Source organism: Dyella sp. SYSU CM1112, from assembly GCF_058216415.1.
Map to the genome: position 1 here is coordinate 38,572 of NZ_JBZEGI010000022.1, position 16,579 is coordinate 55,150.

Below are 16,579 nucleotides of genomic sequence, written 5' to 3' on the forward strand. Positions count from 1 at the left end.
GCTGGTTTCACGGATGAGAGGAAGGTGTCGTCAGGGACAGTTGGAAGGGACCTGCCGGCATCCCGGCATCATCGGATAGCGTGCAAAAGGGGCTGTCAGCCCAACCGTAGCGCACGCGTGTGATATCGCTTATCGACGGGTCTGCATGCAGCACAACCCGATCGCCATGGATATCGGCGAGCGCGTCATGACAGGTATTCGGTTGCGCACCACACAGTTCGAAACCAATGGGGTGATCCGAGCTGTAGGCGACGAGATGACCCGTTACATCCGTAAAGTTGATGGTAATGGTGTCGCCGTCACGCACCGCCGTCGTCGGAATCGGCCCCGAAGGCGGCAGGGCTTTATCACCATACACAACGTGCCGCGCAACGCGGGCAAGACGGCGTCCCAGTTCCTGCTTGTTGGCTGGATGAATGTCGTAGCGTTCGCCGATATCGACCGCGACAGCGAGGCCGGATAAAGGATCCTCCGCGGCTACCAGTCGTTGCGCTTCACGCACATCCGCCCAGCCGCTCTCCGAGGGCTGTGTGGGCGGCGGTCCATAGCTGGATAGCTGCACGATCAGCATCGGCAAGCGCGCGCCGAAGCGTGTGCGGAAGGCATGACGCAACGCCTCCAGCAGCGCGCGATAATTGTCAGGATCACCGGTATTGGATTCGCCCTGGTACCACAGCACGCCACGCAGCCCATAGTCGCCGAGCGGCGCGATCATGCCGTTGTAGAGCGTGCTGAGACCAGAAGTCGATTGCCAGGGCGAACGCGGCGGCGCTCCAAATGGCGTTGGCACGACGCGATACTGCCAATGGTCCAGCGGCAGGGCGGACTCATCTGCGAGGTGAAGCGCGCGAGTCGTTGCAGGCCCATAGATGCCGCCATCGCGATACGTATTCAGCACATTGACGGTGATCAGATTGTCGCCTTCATGCAGCACACCGGACGGCACGGGATAGGTACGTTGAATGCCGCCGTAGGCCGATCCGATCCAATGGCCGTTCACCCACGTCTGATCGCGCTCATTCGCTATGCCGATCGACAATGTGGCAGCTTGTTCGGCTTGTGCTTTAGTCAGCTTCAAGGTCGTGCGGTACCACAGCATGCCCGTGAAATGGGTGAGCTGCGGCAGTCCCCAGTGTTGCCATGGACCACGCTCGATCGGAGCGGGCAGCCAGCCTTTCTGGTCGATGCTTGCTGGATTCCAGGGCGCGTCATCCTTGGTCGTGCCTGGATGCGAGAGCCACCATGCTTTCCACACACGATCCCATTGCGCATCGGCTAGCGCCGGATCGTTCTTGTACACATCGAGCAGGTTCAGCGATTCGCTGTAACCGTTGACGGACCGCAGTGCCTGCTCGCTGATCCAGGGTTCGATGCGCGAGCCGTCCCATGCTGAAACAATCAAGCCCATCGGTACCGGCACGGTCTTCTGCAGTTCACGCGCGAAGTAATAGCAGGTGGCGGAAAACCCTGGCACGTTTGCAGGTGTGGTCTTTAGCCAATGATCGGAAGCAGGAATATCGTCCAGCGGCGTGACACGGCTGACGTTGTCCACGGTCAGCATGCGGATGCGATCGTTCGAGGCATTCTGGATTTCGGCAGCCGAATCCAAAGTGCGTTTGACCGGCAACACCATGTTGGATTGCCCGGAGCACAGCCACACATCGCCGACCAGCACATCGCTGATGGTTTGTGCGTGACCGTCGGCCGCTGTCACGGTAAGCGTGTAAGGGCCACCGGCCGGAAACGCCGGCAATTGCGCCTGCCAATGTCCTTTGGCATCGGCACGAGTGTCCGTGTCCTTGCCTGCAAAACGGATCGTCACTGCTTCGCCGGGTGTCGCTTGTCCCCACACCGGAATCGGATGATTGCGCTGCAGAACGGCGTGATCCTGGAACACGGTGTTCAGTAGCTCAGGAGCGTCCGCAGCGTGGATAGCCCTTGCGCCGACGCACAAGAGCACAAGCAGGGGAAGATCTCTATAGCGAAGCAGAGGCTTAGTCCGGTGCATCACTGTCACCATGAAGAAACGCCTGGCGCATAGGGAAACTTCAGCGATTTGTAATACTGGAGCGAGTGCGGCGGTGATGCATAACCGGCAGGCAAGGGCAAGCCATTGATGCTTTGGAAGTACGCAATACACGCGTCGCGCCACCACTGCGCTTCTTTTTGCTGGATCGCCAGAAATGCAGCGACCTGCTGATAGCGCTCGTCATCGATATAACCCTTCAAATGACTCCAGGTATCACGCATCTGTGCTACCTGGTCCACCCCGTGCGTGTAATGCATCACCAGTTCGTCCCACAGCGTGTGGCCCGAGCGCATGCGGTAGGTCCAGGGCACGTGGTGGAACCAAAGCAGATAGTTGTCGGGGATGCGCGTGAGGTCGTTGAACTGTTCGGCCACTGGCGGTGCATATTGATCCACGGCATCGCTGCCGGTTCGACTGCGGTCGAAGCCGATGCCATTGCGGTCGGCGTGATGGAAGTAGACCGGTCGCCAGTCGGCGCGCGGCGCGCTGGCATCCCACGGCGCCGGGCCATAGTGATGGCCATAGGCCATCAGATGATGCAGACCGAGCGGCGTCATGTAATCGACTGCCGCTTCGCGCGACGTCATCATCATGTCGACGACCGGTTTGACGAAGGCCTCGTCGTTGGTGAACGTCATGCGGACCCACTCTTCGGCGATGTCGCGAGAGGAGAGGGTGGGGTTCCACGCGAGCCGACCGAACACGTACCAGTTGGCTTGATTGAAAATGGAGCCGCACCAATCGCGATCGGTACCGATGTTGGCGACGCCCGCCATGCCGGTGAGCGTGTGTCCTTCCAGTGAACCGTCGACGATCTTGGCGACCGTGGACCCTTTGCCATCGGCCATGGTGTCGGATGACAGCACTTCTTGGTACAGCGGTCCGAGGTAGACCAGATGCGTAGCAAAGCCAAGGTATTCCTTGGTGATTTGAAGCTCCAGCATCAGCGGCGTCTTCGGCATGGCGCCGAACAACGGGCTGAAGGGTTCCCTGGGCTGGAAGTCGATCGGGCCGTTCTTTACCTGCAACAGCACATTGGAGCGGAACTTGCCGTCCAGTGGCTTGAACTCGTCATAGGCCTGCTTTGCACGGTCATCTGCCGGCTTATTGGAATACACAAACGCGCGCCACATGACGATGCCGCCATGCGGCGCGAGCGCATCGGCGAGCATGTTCGCGCCATCGGCGTGCGTGCGACCGTAATCCTGCGGACCGGGCTGGCCTTCCGAATTGGCCTTGACCAGGAAGCCGCCAAAATCGGGAATGTATCGGTAGATGTCGTCGGCCTCTTTACGCCACCACTGTTGGACCCGGGGATCGAGCGGATCGGCCGTCTTCAGGCCACCGATTTCGATCGGCGCGCTGAAACGCACGCTGAGATACACCCGGATGCCGTAGGGGCGCAGCACCCCGGCAAGCGCGGCGACTTTCTGTAGATACCTGGGCGTGAGAATCAACGGATCGGCGTTGACATTGTTGAGCACGGCGCCGTTGATGCCGATCGATGCATTGGCGCGAGCGTAATCGGTGTAACGGGGATCCAGATAATCCGGCAGCTTCCACCAATCCCAGATCGAGGCGCCGGCGTAACCGCGTTCGATGCTGCCGTTGAGATTGTCCCAGTGATCAAGCAGGCGCAGTTTCACCCGCGGCCAGTCGCTTATATTCAGATGATCGATCGGTTGCTCGGTTTGCACCAGGCGCAGGAATCGGAATGCGCCATAAAGCGTACCGATATCGCTGTTACCGACGATGGCAGTTGCCGGATGGCCGTCCACGGTCACACTGCGGATCAAATAACCCTCCTGTCCGAGTGCTTTCGTATCCAGGTGCAAGCGGGCAATCAGGGGTGACGAGGCGGGCGTGCCGACAATGAGCGCGCCATCCCGCGTGACGGTGCCTGACAGCGGCAATGCCTGACCGAGCAGTCCACCCAGGCCGCGTTGTAGTTCATCGCGAGCGGCCACCTCGGTCGGCGTGGCGTCTGCGGTGATCAATTGCGATGCACGTTCCTGGTAGCGGCTTGCCTGATCCTTCGCCAGCAGGTGATAGCGCAGCCATAATTCGTAACCGTCTTCGGCACGAGCCGGTGTGGAAACCAGCGTCGCAGCGGAAAATGCCAGCACGACCACGGCGATGATGCGGAGCCATGACATCCGGTGCAGGCGTCGCCGAACACCGCTGTTGTTCGTCTCCGTTACCGCTAACATGTGTAAGAATGCTTTCATAATGGGTCCGAATTCCCGTTTGATATCGATTTCCGCCATCGCCGCGGCGCAGCTTTTGCGGCTGCGGGCATGCTCGAAAGGAAACGAACTTGAAGAAAACAGGCAAAAAAGCAGTTCGCCGCAAGGGAGCCGCCGTCACCATCGATGATGTGGCGGCACTCGCGAAAGTGTCCTCGATGACCGTCTCGCGCGTGGTCAACGGCCATGCCAAGGTGCGCGATGCTACCCGTGAGCGGGTGATGCAGGCCGTGCGCGAGCTCGGCTACATCCCGAACCTCGCTGCGAGTTCGCTGGCGGCAGCGCAAGACGCGCGCATTGCACTGATCTACACCAACCCCAGCGCCGCCTATCTGCGCGAGCTGTTGCTCGGCGCCCTGCATGGCGCAGCGCGCGCGGCAGCGCAATTGGTGATCGACGATTGGGAAGAACTCGCGCCCGGCGCCGAGCGCAAGGCTGCCCGTGCACTGGCCAGAAGCGTGGCGGGCGTGATCCTGCCGCCGCCATTGTGCGAGTCCAAGGCAGTCATCGAGGAACTGGTCGGTGCCGACGTGCCGGTGGTGGCGATTGCCTCGGGACGCTTCAACCACGACATCTCCAGCGTTCGCATCGATGATTACCTGGCCGGCAAGGAAATCACCGAATACCTGATCAAGATGGGGCATGCGCGCATCGGTTTCGTCAAAGGACATCCCAACCAGACGGCCAGTACGCGGCGCTTCGAGGGATACCAGGCGGCGCTCAAGGACGCGGGTATTCCGTTGGATGCTGCGCTGGTCCAGCAAGGCTATTTCACTTATCGCTCCGGACTCGACGCTGTGGAGAAACTGCTGTCCTTGCGCAAGCCGCCGACGGCGATCTTTGCCAGCAACGACGACATGGCGGCGGCGGCGATTTCGGTGGCGCACCGGCGTGGACTCGACGTTCCGCGCGATCTCTCCGTGGTCGGCTTTGACGATACCTCGGCCGCCGCCACCGTGTGGCCGGAACTTACGACCATCCGCCAACCGATTGCCAGCATGGCTGATTCGGCCGTCGACATTCTCTTGCGCAGCATTCGCCGCAAGGAGGGTGATACCAAGGTCGTGGTCGATCATGTCGTCGCGCATCAGTTGATCAAGCGCGACTCGGTGGCACCTTACGCGGGCATCAAATCTCGCGACTGAGAAAGCCAAGCTGCTGCTTGCATGATGCTGCACCTTGTTGCGGACGCGGCTGCGCATCGCGTCAGCCCTCCATTTGTTCCAGCTCTTTGCCGCGTGTTTCGTACACGCAGCGCCAGACGAAAAACACCGACAACACCGCGGCCGCGGCATAGATGCCATAAGCCCCCGCCAGGCCGATGCTGGTAAGCAGCATCGGGAAGGTGATGGTGATGGCGAAATTGGATGTCCATTGCGCCGCCCCTGCCACGGCCAGGCCTGAACCCCGGATCTGATTGGGGAACATTTCACCGAGCATCACCCACATCACCGGCCCCCACGACATGTTGAAAAAGATCACATACGCATTGGCGGCGACCAATGCGAGCATGCCCATTGCGTGAGACAACCTGAGTTCGCCGTTTGCCGCAAGTCCTCCATTCGCAAAAGCGATGGTCACCAGCGCCAGGGTGACTGCCATGCCCAGCGAGCCGATCCATAGCAAAGGCTTGCGGCCGATCCTGTCGATCAGCAGCACCGCGATCAGGCATGCGCCGATGCTCAGTGCGCCGGAAAGCACGTTGATCAGCAGCGCATCGTTTTCGGAAAAGCCTACCGCTTGCCAAAGCACCGCACCGTAATAAAACACCACGTTGATACCGACCAGTTGCTGGAATGCAGCCAGGCCGATACCCACCCAGACGATGGGGCGGATCTTGCCGGTGGCCTTGTTGATCAGGTCGGACAGGCGCGGGCGATGGCGGTCTTGGGCCAACGATGCGCTTATGTCGGCGAGTTTGTTGCGGGCTTCGTTTTCACCGTAGAGCTTGCTCAGCACTTTGGCGGCTTCCTGCTCGCGCTTTCTCACCACCAGGTAGCGCGGGCTTTCTGGAATCAACAAGAGGGAGAGCAGGAACAGCGATGACGGCAATGTTTGCATCCAGAACATCCAGCGCCACGCGGCTTCGTTCAGCCAAAGTGTCGCGGTGGATGCACCGGCCGCTTTCGCAAGCAGGTAATTGCTGAGGAATGCGCTGAACAAACCGCTGATGATGGCGATTTGCTGCACCGTAGCGAGCCTGCCGCGATAACGGGCAGGTGCCACTTCGGCAATATACGCAGGCGCGATGACGCTGGCCGCGCCCACGGCGAAACCGCCGGTGATGCGTGCAAGCACGAAAAACCAGGACACGGTGGATGCACCCGCGCCCAGTGCAGAAAGCAGGAAGAGCACGGCGGAGATAATCAATACCGACCGGCGTCCCCAATAGTCCGCCACGCGTCCGGCAAAAAAGGCACCGAAAGCACAACCAAGCAACATGGACGCGACTTCGAATCCGACTTCGGCGGCATTGGATCCGAAAGCCATCTTCAGCCCTTGCGCAGTGCCGTTGATGACGCCGCTGTCAAAGCCAAAGAGAAAGCCGCCAAGCGTGGCGACGCAACTGATCTGAACGATAAGCCGGGTGTTCTCTTCCCCCCGAGTGGGAAGCGTGCTCTCAAGCAAGACGCTGTTCATGCCTATGGTGTCCCCCTCGGCGGCAGTGCGGATCGACGCTTGGATGTGACATGCCCTCACATGCCACATCGAATGTCATAGTGAAACAGTTTTGATTTCTGATAAGTGTCAATCGTTGGTTGCAATTCAAATTGACAAGAAGCACCCCGCTCCCTGCGTGCAGCAGGGAAGGACCAGGGGCGGATCGAAGTTCTCCGACGTGGCTGCAAGCTCCTGCAACCCAACCCCCAGCCCTCCCTTGCAAAGGGGAGGGCCATTCATGTGCAACGTGACGTTCGACACCGACCGCGTACGTTTTGCTTAGCGCACCAGATACTGGTTGAGCAGATTTTCGTAGCGCTCCTGTTTGCCGCTGAGTTTGGCCGGCTCACCCGCTTGCGCAGCGATATCGCGCAACGCAGCCAGACTGAGCTTGCCTTGCTCGAAATCGCGTCCCGCACCGCTATCGAAACTGGCATACCGTTCGGCACGCCATGTTTCCCACGGCGATTGCGTCAGCAGGGCATGCGCGACTTCCAGGCCACGCGCAAAGGCATCCATGCCACCGATGTGGGCGATGAAGAGATCGTCGGCATCGGTGGATTCGCGGCGCACCTTGGCATCGAAATTCAAACCGCCGGGTGCGAGGCCGCCTTGGCGCAACACCACCAGCATCGCGCCTACGGTGTCATACACATCGGAAGGGAATTGATCGGTGTCCCAGCCGTTTTGCGGGTTGCCGCGATTGGCGTCAATGCTGCCCAGCAGGCCATGATCCGACGCTACCTGCAAATCATGTTCGAAGGTGTGTCCGCCCAGCGTGGCGTGATTGGCCTCGATATTGAGTTTGAAATCTTTGTCCAGGCCATGTTGCTGCAGGAAACCGGCGACGGTGGCTGAGTCGAAATCATACTGATGCTTCATCGGTTCCATCGGCTTGGGCTCGATCAGGAAGTTGCCCTTGAAGCCGATGCTGCGGCCGTAGTCGCGCGCCGCCGTAAGGAAGCGGGCGAAGTGATCCAGTTCACGCTTCATCTGGGTGTTGTGCAGCGTGGAATAGCCTTCGCGGCCACCCCAGAACACGTAGTTTGCGCCGCCGAGTTCGACGGTAGCTTCCAGCGCTGCTTTGATCTGTGCCGCCGCACGCGCCACCACTGCAAAATCGGGGTTGGTCGCCGCTCCATTCATGTAGCGGGGATGGCTGAACAGGTTCGCCGTGCCCCACAGCAATTGGATGCCGGTGGTCTTCTGGCGTTCTTTGGCCAAGGCCACCATGTGCTTGACGTTCTTTTCGTATTCGCTGACGTCGTCGGCATCGGGAGCCATGTCGATGTCGTGGAAGCAGTAATAAGGCACACCCAGCTTAGTGAAGAATTCGAACGCTGCGTCAAGCTTGGCTTCGGCGCGGGCGATCGGCGATCCGTCCGCGTCCCACGGATAGTTGCGCGTGCCCGGTCCGAACGGATCGTGTCCCGTGTTGCAGAAGCTGTGCCAGTAGCACACAGCGAACCGCAAGTGTTCGGCCATGGTCTTGTCACCGATCTTCTTGTTTGCATCGTAGTGCTTGAATGCCAGCGGGTTGTCCGATTGGCGCCCCTCGAACGGGATACGGCCGATGCCGGGAAAATATTCGCGCTTTCCGATAAAGGGTGAGGTCATGATGTTCCAGTCCTTGTCGACAGATGGAGGTGGAGTAGGGCGGCAGTCGGTCAGTTGAGATGCGCGTCGGGATGATTGGCGTAGAACAACGTGGCTGCTTCGAGATGTTCGAGAAAATGACGGTACGCGCCTTGATACGCTGCGACGGCGGCAGGATCCGGGTGCGCTGAAAGCTGTGGCGCGAGTTGCACATGCTCGCGCGCTATCGCGGCAATATCCGGATTCCCGCCATGGGCGCGTTCGTAAGCCCACCATGCCTGCAGTGCGGCACCGAACGCAGCGCCTTCGGTTTCGGCAGGCACCTCGACAGGCAGCGCAAACACATCGGCGACCATTTGCCGCCAGGCTGCACTGTGGCTACCGCCGCCAGTCAGCCGGATCGTGTCGAACTGCAAACCTGCCGTTTGCCAGGCGTCGTAGCCATTGCGCAGTGCATAGGTGGCACCCTCCATCGCCGCGCGATAGGCATGCCCGCGCGTGAAGTTTGCAGAATGCATGCCGTGCAGGCTGGCGCGTGCAAAAGGCAGGTCGGGCGTGCGCTCGCCATTGAAGAACGGCAGCATGATCAAGCCGTCGGCGCCGGGCCGGGTGTCGGCCATGAGGTGATCGCCGTCGCGCGTGCTGAAGCCGAAGGCGCGTGCAACGTTCTCCGTGGCGACCGTGCAATTCATCGTGCAGATCAGCGGCAGCCAACCACCGGTGGATGAACAAAAAGCAGCCCACTGGGCATCCTGGTCGATGACCGGATGATCGGCATAGGCGAATAGCGTGCCGGATGTGCCCAGGCTCATGCTCAAGGTACCTGGCACGACATTGCCCGTGCCGATCGCCGCCATCATGTTGTCGCCGCCGCCGGTCGACACGCAGACGTTCCGCGGCAAGCCAAGTTCGTCGGCGATGGCCGGTGCGATGGTAAAACGGGTATCCGGCTCGACCAGTGGCGGCAAATAGGCAGCGAGATTCCGCTCAGGATCGGTTGCGGTAAGGATGGGTTGCGACCATTGGCGTGTGTGCACGTCGAGCCAGCCGGTACCGGAGGCGTCGCCGTATTCCATCCAGCGCTCGCCGGTCAACCAGAAATTGACGTAGTCGTGCGGCAACATAATAGAAGCCAGTTGTTGATATACCTGTGGCCGGTATTTGCGTGTCCAAGGAAGTTTGGACGCGGTGTAGCCGGTAAGGATGGGATTGCCGGCGAGTTCCACACAGCGATCTGCGCCTCCGGCCGCAGCCATGATCTCGTCGCATTCACGCTGCGTGCTGGTATCGCACCACAGTTTGGCTGGGGCGAGCACGCGGCCGGCTGCGTCCAGCGGGACGAAGCCATGCTGTTGTCCGGAGACGCCGATGGCGATCACCCGAGCGCGTGACTCCGGTGCCAGTTTCGCGAAACAGCTGCGGATTGCTTCGAGCCACCATTCGGCTTTCTGCTCGCGGCTTCCATCGTCGCCTGCGATCAGTTCCAGGGTGCATCCGTGTGTCGCCACGACACGGCGTGCGGTCGGATCGTAAGCGACGAGTTTCACGCTTTGCGTGCCGACATCGAGTCCAACGACAAGGCTCATGCGTCTTCCAGGGTCCTAAAATGTTAGCGCTACCACTCAACGTAACGGAGAAGAGGTTAGGTGGCAAGAGCGTTTCACAAAAGAAAAAGCAAAATAATGTTGCGATTGATGTTGCGTTGCAAAAAATGCGCGGCAATGTTTGCGGTAACACACTTGCCTAAGAATCGCGCCTATGAGTGCGATGCTTGTGCGTGCGGTAAGGACATCCGCAGCGAGATAAAGATTCTTGGCGCGCAGGAGCCGGAAAAAAGCGGTAAACCCGCGACAGGCCGAACAGCGAGGGAAGGTTTGTTGTCTGCCCGATGCGTATCGATGAGGGCGCTTGTCGAGGTTATCCAACGCATGTTCGTCGTCGCTGCAGTGCAGCCAACTTTGTTTCGCTCGGGGCGGAGGTGCGACGCCGCGTTCTCGATACCTGGTTTCCTGTTAGGGCCGACCTGCCGCCCCCAGGTCTTCTATGTGCAATTCTTTTAAGAACGATCGAGTAAGGAGTTGTGCAACTTCTGCCCATCACTTGCTTGTGCGATCACAGGCTGGATGTAATGTGAGGTAAGGCGCCAGCCTTGGAATGACGTGCCATGGAGGAGATTGATCATGACAAAACTGCAAAGAGCATGTGCCATCGCAGCGGCTATTGTGAGCGTAGCGGTCACCGTTCATGCGCAGCAGGCTGAAGTGACGCTTTCCGCTGCGCAACAGCAGCGCATTGCGAAAGCCATTGCGGCACTTAAATATCCTCAGGAGCGAGCGCTTGCCAAGGCATGGAGCCCTGCCAAGCAAGCTGCCGAAATCCTTTGCAAGCCTGAAGCGCTACGGGTCCTCAAGAAAAAGGACCCGAGTATCGACAGGGTGTTCCTGGGCGACAACACACCAGGCAGCCTTCACCTGGTCAGCGATCGTCTGCTCGAAGGCAAAGGGATGGCCCGCAATACTTCGGGTTGGAACGATATGGCTTTTACATGCGCGCTAGACCCTGCAACGGGCACCGCGTTGAAGGTAGAAATGACTGGATTGAAACCGGAGCAGGAGTGAGTGCCGATGAGCACCGAGGATTGACGCTAATCGGATAACGGAGAGACTGAAGGCTCATCCTCAAGCTGGAGTGAGCCATCGGCAAGACCGATGTGCACCGTACCGTGCTTTGCCCACATCGCCTTGGGGATGAGCAGTCTGGAGGTCTTGCCGGCGGCGCATCCGTCGAGCGCAATAATGCCTACATAACGGGTCCTGCCCTGCATGGGGGCATGTAAGCTGATGCTGGCACCCGGGCGCACCACGGCGTTTTGTGTGTCAAGCAGATTGTCCGCCAGTCGATCCCGATCATGGTCGACGAAATCAGGGGCATGGGCTGTTTCGAACGATGCCGATGTTTTCAGTTGGTAGATCCGTATTGCCGTAGAGGCCTGGGATCGGATAGGACAGGTTTTGGAAGCCTCTGCATCCGATAAATCGAGGTCCATGATCTTCACGGGCGTGGTGAAGGTGGATGCGGCCACATCTGCAGTGCCATGGGCAATAGTCTGGCCGAGGCCACAACCGCTCAGGGAGACCGTGCTTGATGTCGCCGCGGTAAGCATGAGGGCGCGCAGCATGGCATGGCGTTTAATGGAATGCATGGTGCGATACCTCAGTGCGACGATGGCTTGTTCCATGTGGCGAGCTGTATGGTTATGTAAGCTTGCCGCTCACAGACCGATGCGTTGTCGGCAGATTTGAGCATGGAGGTATAGCCCAGACTCATGGTGCCAGGCGTAAGTAGGGGGGCAGGCATAAGCATGGTTTGCGCTCGAAGTTCCAAGCTTACTTGTGCTTCATAACCTATATAAAAGCGCAGCAATTGCATGACGAGCTGGTAGGCATGTTTTCCCGGCATGAGACTCGCGAGCACTTCGCTGGAATCCGTCGAGATGGTGACGCGCAGACTATTGCTGCGATCGATAAAGCCGCGCCCTAGTACACAGTTTTCGCCAATAGGCGTGGGTTCCGGGTGATGAAGGTCAACCCATATGGGGTGGAACTCATGCACCTCGATGCCTGCATGCTCTATGGCTTGCCGCAAGACGCTCGCCAGGCCTTCCGCTGTGCGTGTCCGTTGGCAAGTAACGCCGAGCATGGACAGCACCCTGCGTGCATCCATCAGTGATGGATCGATGAGGGACGATCCGAACCCGAGGCCGGCCAGGCTCATCAAGCAGTCGGATGTCGTGTCCCGGCCACCCTCCCTGAATCCCGCCGGATAGCGGTATTTCCGCCAGATTCGAAAGTACTGTGTAACGACGCGATGATGAAAGATGTCGAGGAAGGCGGCCAGGGCTTCGGCTCCTTCGCGATGCTGCGCTATTTCGTCAACGAAGTACGAAGGCATGCGCGCATCCACGCCATACAGGCCGAGAAAGGTGGTGCGTACGACAGGCTGTTGCGCTGGATCGTCGAGTGCGATCTCAATGGCCTGAATGTCACGCCCTGGAAAACCCAGGCCAGCGCATGAGCGAAAGTACACCGCGTCGTCAGCAGGAGAATCCGTGGTGCCCAGTTCCGGATGGTTCGGCGCGCTGAGGTCCAGCAGCTCGCAGAAGCGATAGAAGCTCATGTGCGTCGCGTCGCGTAGCAAAGCCTGCAAGATGGGCGAAGCTTGCGCAATATCCTGTATCAAAATGGAGCTCCTTCACCTTTTACGTCCGGCCATGTCACGCATTGACCGGCGGGCTGCAGGACGACAACCAGGCGGACAAACAGATTCAGGGTGGCATAGAGGCTGAGGAAACGATGCAGCATGTTGCCGAACAAGGTGATGTCGCCATCGCCGGCGAACGCACGGGTATCGAGCGTGACTTTGATTTCCACACCGCGCAGCAGACCGCCTTTGACCACTTTCTGTACCGGCCGATGTTGCACATCGGTGATGGCCTCGATACGGCGCCGGTTGAGTTCACCATCCGTCCAGTCATAAAGCGCAAGCGCGCCGCGCAATATCTGCGCATCCAGCAGCGAGAGATAATTGGGAGCAAGATGCGAAAGCACGCGCCAGTGAAAACGGTCGCCGGTAGGCGGGTAAAGGGCGGGCGTCGGCGCAACCAGATTTCGCACGCCCTTGATATGCGCCTGATTTCCGCGCATCCGCGTAATACCGGCTTCGCGTAGACCTTGCCGCGGGAGCATGCCATGCGTGCCAGTGACCGAGAGGGAAAGTGTTTCCCCAGGCAACGTGGTCTGCTGCTCCCACACATGTCCGCCAAGGACGATCCACGTGTCAAATCGCCCCGATGGCCCGCGTTGCATGCGTGTATGGAAATAGCGCTCAATCTTTTCATGCCTGAGCATGCCGCCGCGATGACGAAAGGCTGTAAATGGAACATATTCAAAACGGTTTCCACTATTGCTCTCAAGGCCTTGCACGGCGTCGACCGAGTAGACATCGACATGGGCGCCATGCCGTTCACTGGCGCTGACGCGGTATTCGGTATTGAACTGCGTGGTGGTAACGGGGTCTGCTTCGAGCGGGAACAAGTTGATGACCGGCGTGCAGTACAAGCGCACGTTGGCGGCCGAAAAGCGCATGTCTTGCGGATAAGGTTTTTGCAGGACGACTTCGACGTCGAATTGCGAAACATCTGCAGGGATGGATGTCATGTCGAGGCCGAGCAGGTCCACGAACATGAATTTTTCTGGAAAAGTGAAGTATTCGAGCAACAGTTGATAGCCGCCGAAAGCATTGTCGGCTTTCGGCCACAAGCGCTCGTCGGTGCCGAATCCAGCGGCAGAAAAGCGCAAGCCCGGCATGTTTATGGGTGCACCAGGGCAATCGGCTGGATAACCGGGCAGGCGAACATGCAAGCTGACCGGCTCCGCAGTAAGTGCTGCATAAAGGGCCAAAGCCACCGGACGGTCGGCATGCAGATACATGCGCAGGCGGGGAAAATCCCATTGTCTGCGCTCAGCCAGCGGCGCAGCCTGGAAGCGGAAACGCAGCACTGAACGGCCGTCTTCGCGCGTGCGCGCATCCGCGTCGGTAAGCTGCAGCGGATAAATATCGACCGGTTGCGTGGTCCGATAGATGCATTCCACCGTATCTGCATCCTTGTATTGCCTGGTGCCGAGACGGATGGGATCGGACAACACTTCCATGCCCGGTTTTACATGCATCGGCTGTTGAAGCGTGCTGTGGTTGGGCTGCAATTCCAGCACCGAGAGCGAAGGAATCATGCGCAGGTAGTGCGGCCACAGCATGCTGACCACACCTTCGGTGAACTCCGGCAATTCGTCATCGAGCTTGTGCCGGAGCCGCCCCATCAGGAAAGCAAAGCCTTCGAAAAGGCGTTCTACGTGTGGATCGCACTCACCGGTGCCATCCATGCCGAGCGCGCGGGCGCGGTCTGGAAACGCACGTGCGAATGTTTTGCCGCTTTCGCGCAGATAGCGCATCTCAGCTTCGTAATAGCGAAGTATCTCGTTGTCTTTGATGGGGTGGGTCATGGTCGCGGGAAATAAGGTGATGATTTATTGGAGCGTGACGGCGCGTGCAGGATCGATGGCCGTGAGCTCACCCAGAAGCGTGTCGATGCGCCGCGCCAGGGTCGGCTTGTCCGCGTCCTTGCGGGCGATGCGCATTTTCAGCACACGCAGAAGCTGCTGCTTGACGTCGAAGGCCAGGGTCGGCTCCCAAACGGAAAGCCGATGCTGTTCCGCCGTGACGTCGAGCGCCGAAAGCAAATGCGTGGCAATGTCCGCGCGGTCACTGCGACCGGCGATACGTGCCATGACCAGCTGGCGCATAAAGCGCTGACGCTCGCTATCTTGGCCGGCGAGGTTATGCAGCCATGCGAAGGCATTATCCAGGCCTTCGCGATGAGCGAGCTCAAGAGCCTTGGTTTCGGTCTCGGCCCAGTCGGTGGCGGCTTCGGCATTCATGCGCAATGGTGAGGGAGCTGTGGCGCGCGGCTCCTCACCACTAGCGTGGCGCGCGATCCATTCGAGCGTGGCACTGTCGGCAAACGGGGAGCCGTCATCGAACAGCAGGTTTTCCAGGCCCGGAAGACGCTTCAAAAGCAGGCCGCAATCGGCAGTTGCATGGTGGCGCATGGCGGCATGCGCCTCTCCGGCTTGTTCTTGTGCAATATAGGCGTAGTACTGCAGATCCAGCCAGAAATGATTCGCGCCCTCGGCGAAAGCGATTTCGATGCGTTCGAGCAATTCCAGCCATTGCTTTTGCAGCAAGAGCCGCTTGATATGCGAGCGTATTTCGGCGCGCGGTGCCGATAACCGTGTTTTTCCACTGGCTTCGTGCGGCGGAAGTTCGGCGAGCGTATCCCAGCGCGCACAACGGATAAGCCGCCACGCGGCGAAATGGCCCTGTGGCTGCTGGCGTAGGTAAGCGGCCATCTGGCGTGCACCATCCAGCAATTCGCGCGAGGACTCGATGGGACCAAATGCGGAAGTTGAAGCGGTGTGCACCGAGGCGCTTGGCGCCGATGCGGACGAGGGCAGGAGTCGCGGTGTTGCTGCCTCGCTCTCAAAGCGGCGGTTCAGCGCACCAAGTTCCGGGCGAGCCGATTCGGGCCAGGTCGCCGTGCATGCGGTAATCAGTGCGAGCGCCGATTGGATGCGTTGCAAGCACGTGTCTGTGGGCGGTTGGCTGTGGTCAAGCCGCATCATCACGGTGTTGCCAGTCAACCATTCGATAGCGGCCCTGCGGCTTTCGATACGCGCAGGCAGCAAGGATTCGCCGAACTGATGAACCAAGAGCGCCAGCAATTCCAGGCTATCCGCCCATCCCTCCATGCCATCGCGCCGCAGGCGGCCATAAGCATAGTAAGACGCTACCCGCATGTCCTTGGCGACGTGCTTGAGCAAGTGCTCGGCCGTGTCGAGGATGAAGTGATCGTTGATGTCGCTGAGTTTGGCCACTTCCTCACGCATGGCCTGGAAGCGATCGTCGTAGCTGAGGTCATCGCCCACCGGCGACGTTGACTGGATCGGCTGAAGCCACGCTTCCCATGTTGCTTGAGACGATAGGGCGAGGCCGGAAGAAGTTTGTTTATCGGTTTGCGTGAACGGATGGGCCGTCATGGCGTGTCGCTTTCCTGTTCCATCTGGTTTCCGAGCAGGCTGATGTGCACGGGATCGGTGTGCTTCCATTGCGATACAGGGATGACAAGCCGCCAACCCTGTGGCGTGGGCTGACGGAAGAGGGCGACCAGGCCCACCTCGTTCGTGCCGTCCATCATCGGCGTGCTCAGCGAGATGCTTTCGCCCGGTCCCAAGGTGATGTCCTTGCGCTGCAAGGTGTCGGGCTTAAGGCTGCTGTCAGCGTCATGCAGGAGTTGCGCGTAGGCGCTTGTCCGAAACGTGTTGGCATTCTTCAGTTGATAAATACGCACGACCACCGGCAGCGACTCGCCACGTGCATCGCGGTTCAGTTCCGCGCGCGCATTTATCACCAGGTTCATGGTCGTAACCCTGGT

At 59.5% G+C, this 16,579-nt stretch carries 12 protein-coding genes; 2 read left to right on the plus strand and 10 right to left on the minus strand.

All coding sequences use genetic code 11. From position 1 onward, the window contains the following. Positions 1-7: 7 nt before the first annotated feature. Both AC4HNJ_RS20485 and AC4HNJ_RS20490 read right to left on the minus strand, forming a co-directional pair. Entirely contained in the window at positions 8-2,020 is a 2,013-nt protein-coding gene (locus AC4HNJ_RS20485) for a sialate O-acetylesterase (RefSeq protein ID WP_490481467.1), read from the minus strand. Then, positions 2,014-4,239, minus strand: coding sequence for an alpha-glucuronidase family glycosyl hydrolase (locus AC4HNJ_RS20490; RefSeq protein WP_490481468.1), 2,226 nt, complete (start codon positions 4,237-4,239; stop codon positions 2,014-2,016). The genes AC4HNJ_RS20485 and AC4HNJ_RS20490 overlap by 7 nt, the downstream gene beginning before the upstream one ends. Positions 4,240-4,433: 194 nt before the next feature. Here AC4HNJ_RS20490 and AC4HNJ_RS20495 point away from each other — a divergent pair, with 194 nt between their 5' ends. After that, positions 4,434-5,420 (plus strand): LacI family DNA-binding transcriptional regulator, encoded by a 987-nt coding sequence (locus tag AC4HNJ_RS20495; RefSeq protein ID WP_490481478.1) that lies wholly within the window; start codon positions 4,434-4,436, stop codon positions 5,418-5,420. A 61-nt stretch (positions 5,421-5,481) separates the two neighbouring features. Here the strand turns inward: AC4HNJ_RS20495 and AC4HNJ_RS20500 are convergent, their stop codons facing one another. From AC4HNJ_RS20500 to xylB, 3 genes are all read right to left on the minus strand, one after another. Then, positions 5,482-6,915 (minus strand): sugar porter family MFS transporter, encoded by a 1,434-nt coding sequence (locus AC4HNJ_RS20500; protein WP_490481469.1) that lies wholly within the window; start codon positions 6,913-6,915, stop codon positions 5,482-5,484. Between the two features lie 300 nt (positions 6,916-7,215). After that, the gene (xylA, locus tag AC4HNJ_RS20505; protein WP_490481479.1) at positions 7,216-8,556 is read right to left on the minus strand and encodes a xylose isomerase; all 1,341 of its coding nucleotides are present in this window, start codon (positions 8,554-8,556) and stop codon (positions 7,216-7,218) included. 47 nt (positions 8,557-8,603) lie between these two features. Next, positions 8,604-10,118 (minus strand): xylulokinase, encoded by a 1,515-nt coding sequence (gene xylB / locus AC4HNJ_RS20510; protein WP_490481470.1) that lies wholly within the window; start codon positions 10,116-10,118, stop codon positions 8,604-8,606. A 594-nt stretch (positions 10,119-10,712) separates the two neighbouring features. Between xylB and AC4HNJ_RS20515 the strand changes: the two genes are divergently transcribed. After that, positions 10,713-11,150: a hypothetical protein gene (locus AC4HNJ_RS20515; RefSeq protein ID WP_490481471.1), complete on the plus strand. Its 438-nt coding sequence runs from the start codon at positions 10,713-10,715 to the stop codon at positions 11,148-11,150. A 26-nt stretch (positions 11,151-11,176) separates the two neighbouring features. On the opposite strand, the gene tssJ (AC4HNJ_RS20520) is transcribed toward AC4HNJ_RS20515, so the two are convergent. The 5 genes from tssJ (AC4HNJ_RS20520) to tssJ (AC4HNJ_RS20540) form a co-directional block, all read right to left on the minus strand. After that, positions 11,177-11,734, minus strand: coding sequence for a type VI secretion system lipoprotein TssJ (gene tssJ / locus AC4HNJ_RS20520; protein WP_490481472.1), 558 nt, complete (start codon positions 11,732-11,734; stop codon positions 11,177-11,179). 11 nt (positions 11,735-11,745) lie between these two features. Continuing rightward, positions 11,746-12,708: a type VI secretion system baseplate subunit TssG gene (gene tssG, locus AC4HNJ_RS20525; RefSeq protein ID WP_490481473.1), complete on the minus strand. Its 963-nt coding sequence runs from the start codon at positions 12,706-12,708 to the stop codon at positions 11,746-11,748. 59 nt (positions 12,709-12,767) lie between these two features. Beyond that, positions 12,768-14,591, minus strand: a complete 1,824-nt coding sequence (gene tssF / locus AC4HNJ_RS20530) for a type VI secretion system baseplate subunit TssF (RefSeq protein WP_490481474.1) — start codon at positions 14,589-14,591, stop codon at positions 12,768-12,770. A 24-nt stretch (positions 14,592-14,615) separates the two neighbouring features. Next, a complete protein-coding gene (gene tssA, locus AC4HNJ_RS20535; RefSeq protein ID WP_490481475.1) occupies positions 14,616-16,184 on the minus strand; it encodes a type VI secretion system protein TssA in 1,569 nt (522 codons plus the stop codon). Then, on the minus strand, positions 16,181-16,579 hold a 399-nt coding region (gene tssJ, locus AC4HNJ_RS20540; protein ID WP_490481476.1), incomplete at its 5' end, for a type VI secretion system lipoprotein TssJ. The genes tssJ (AC4HNJ_RS20540) and tssA, both read right to left, overlap by 4 nt.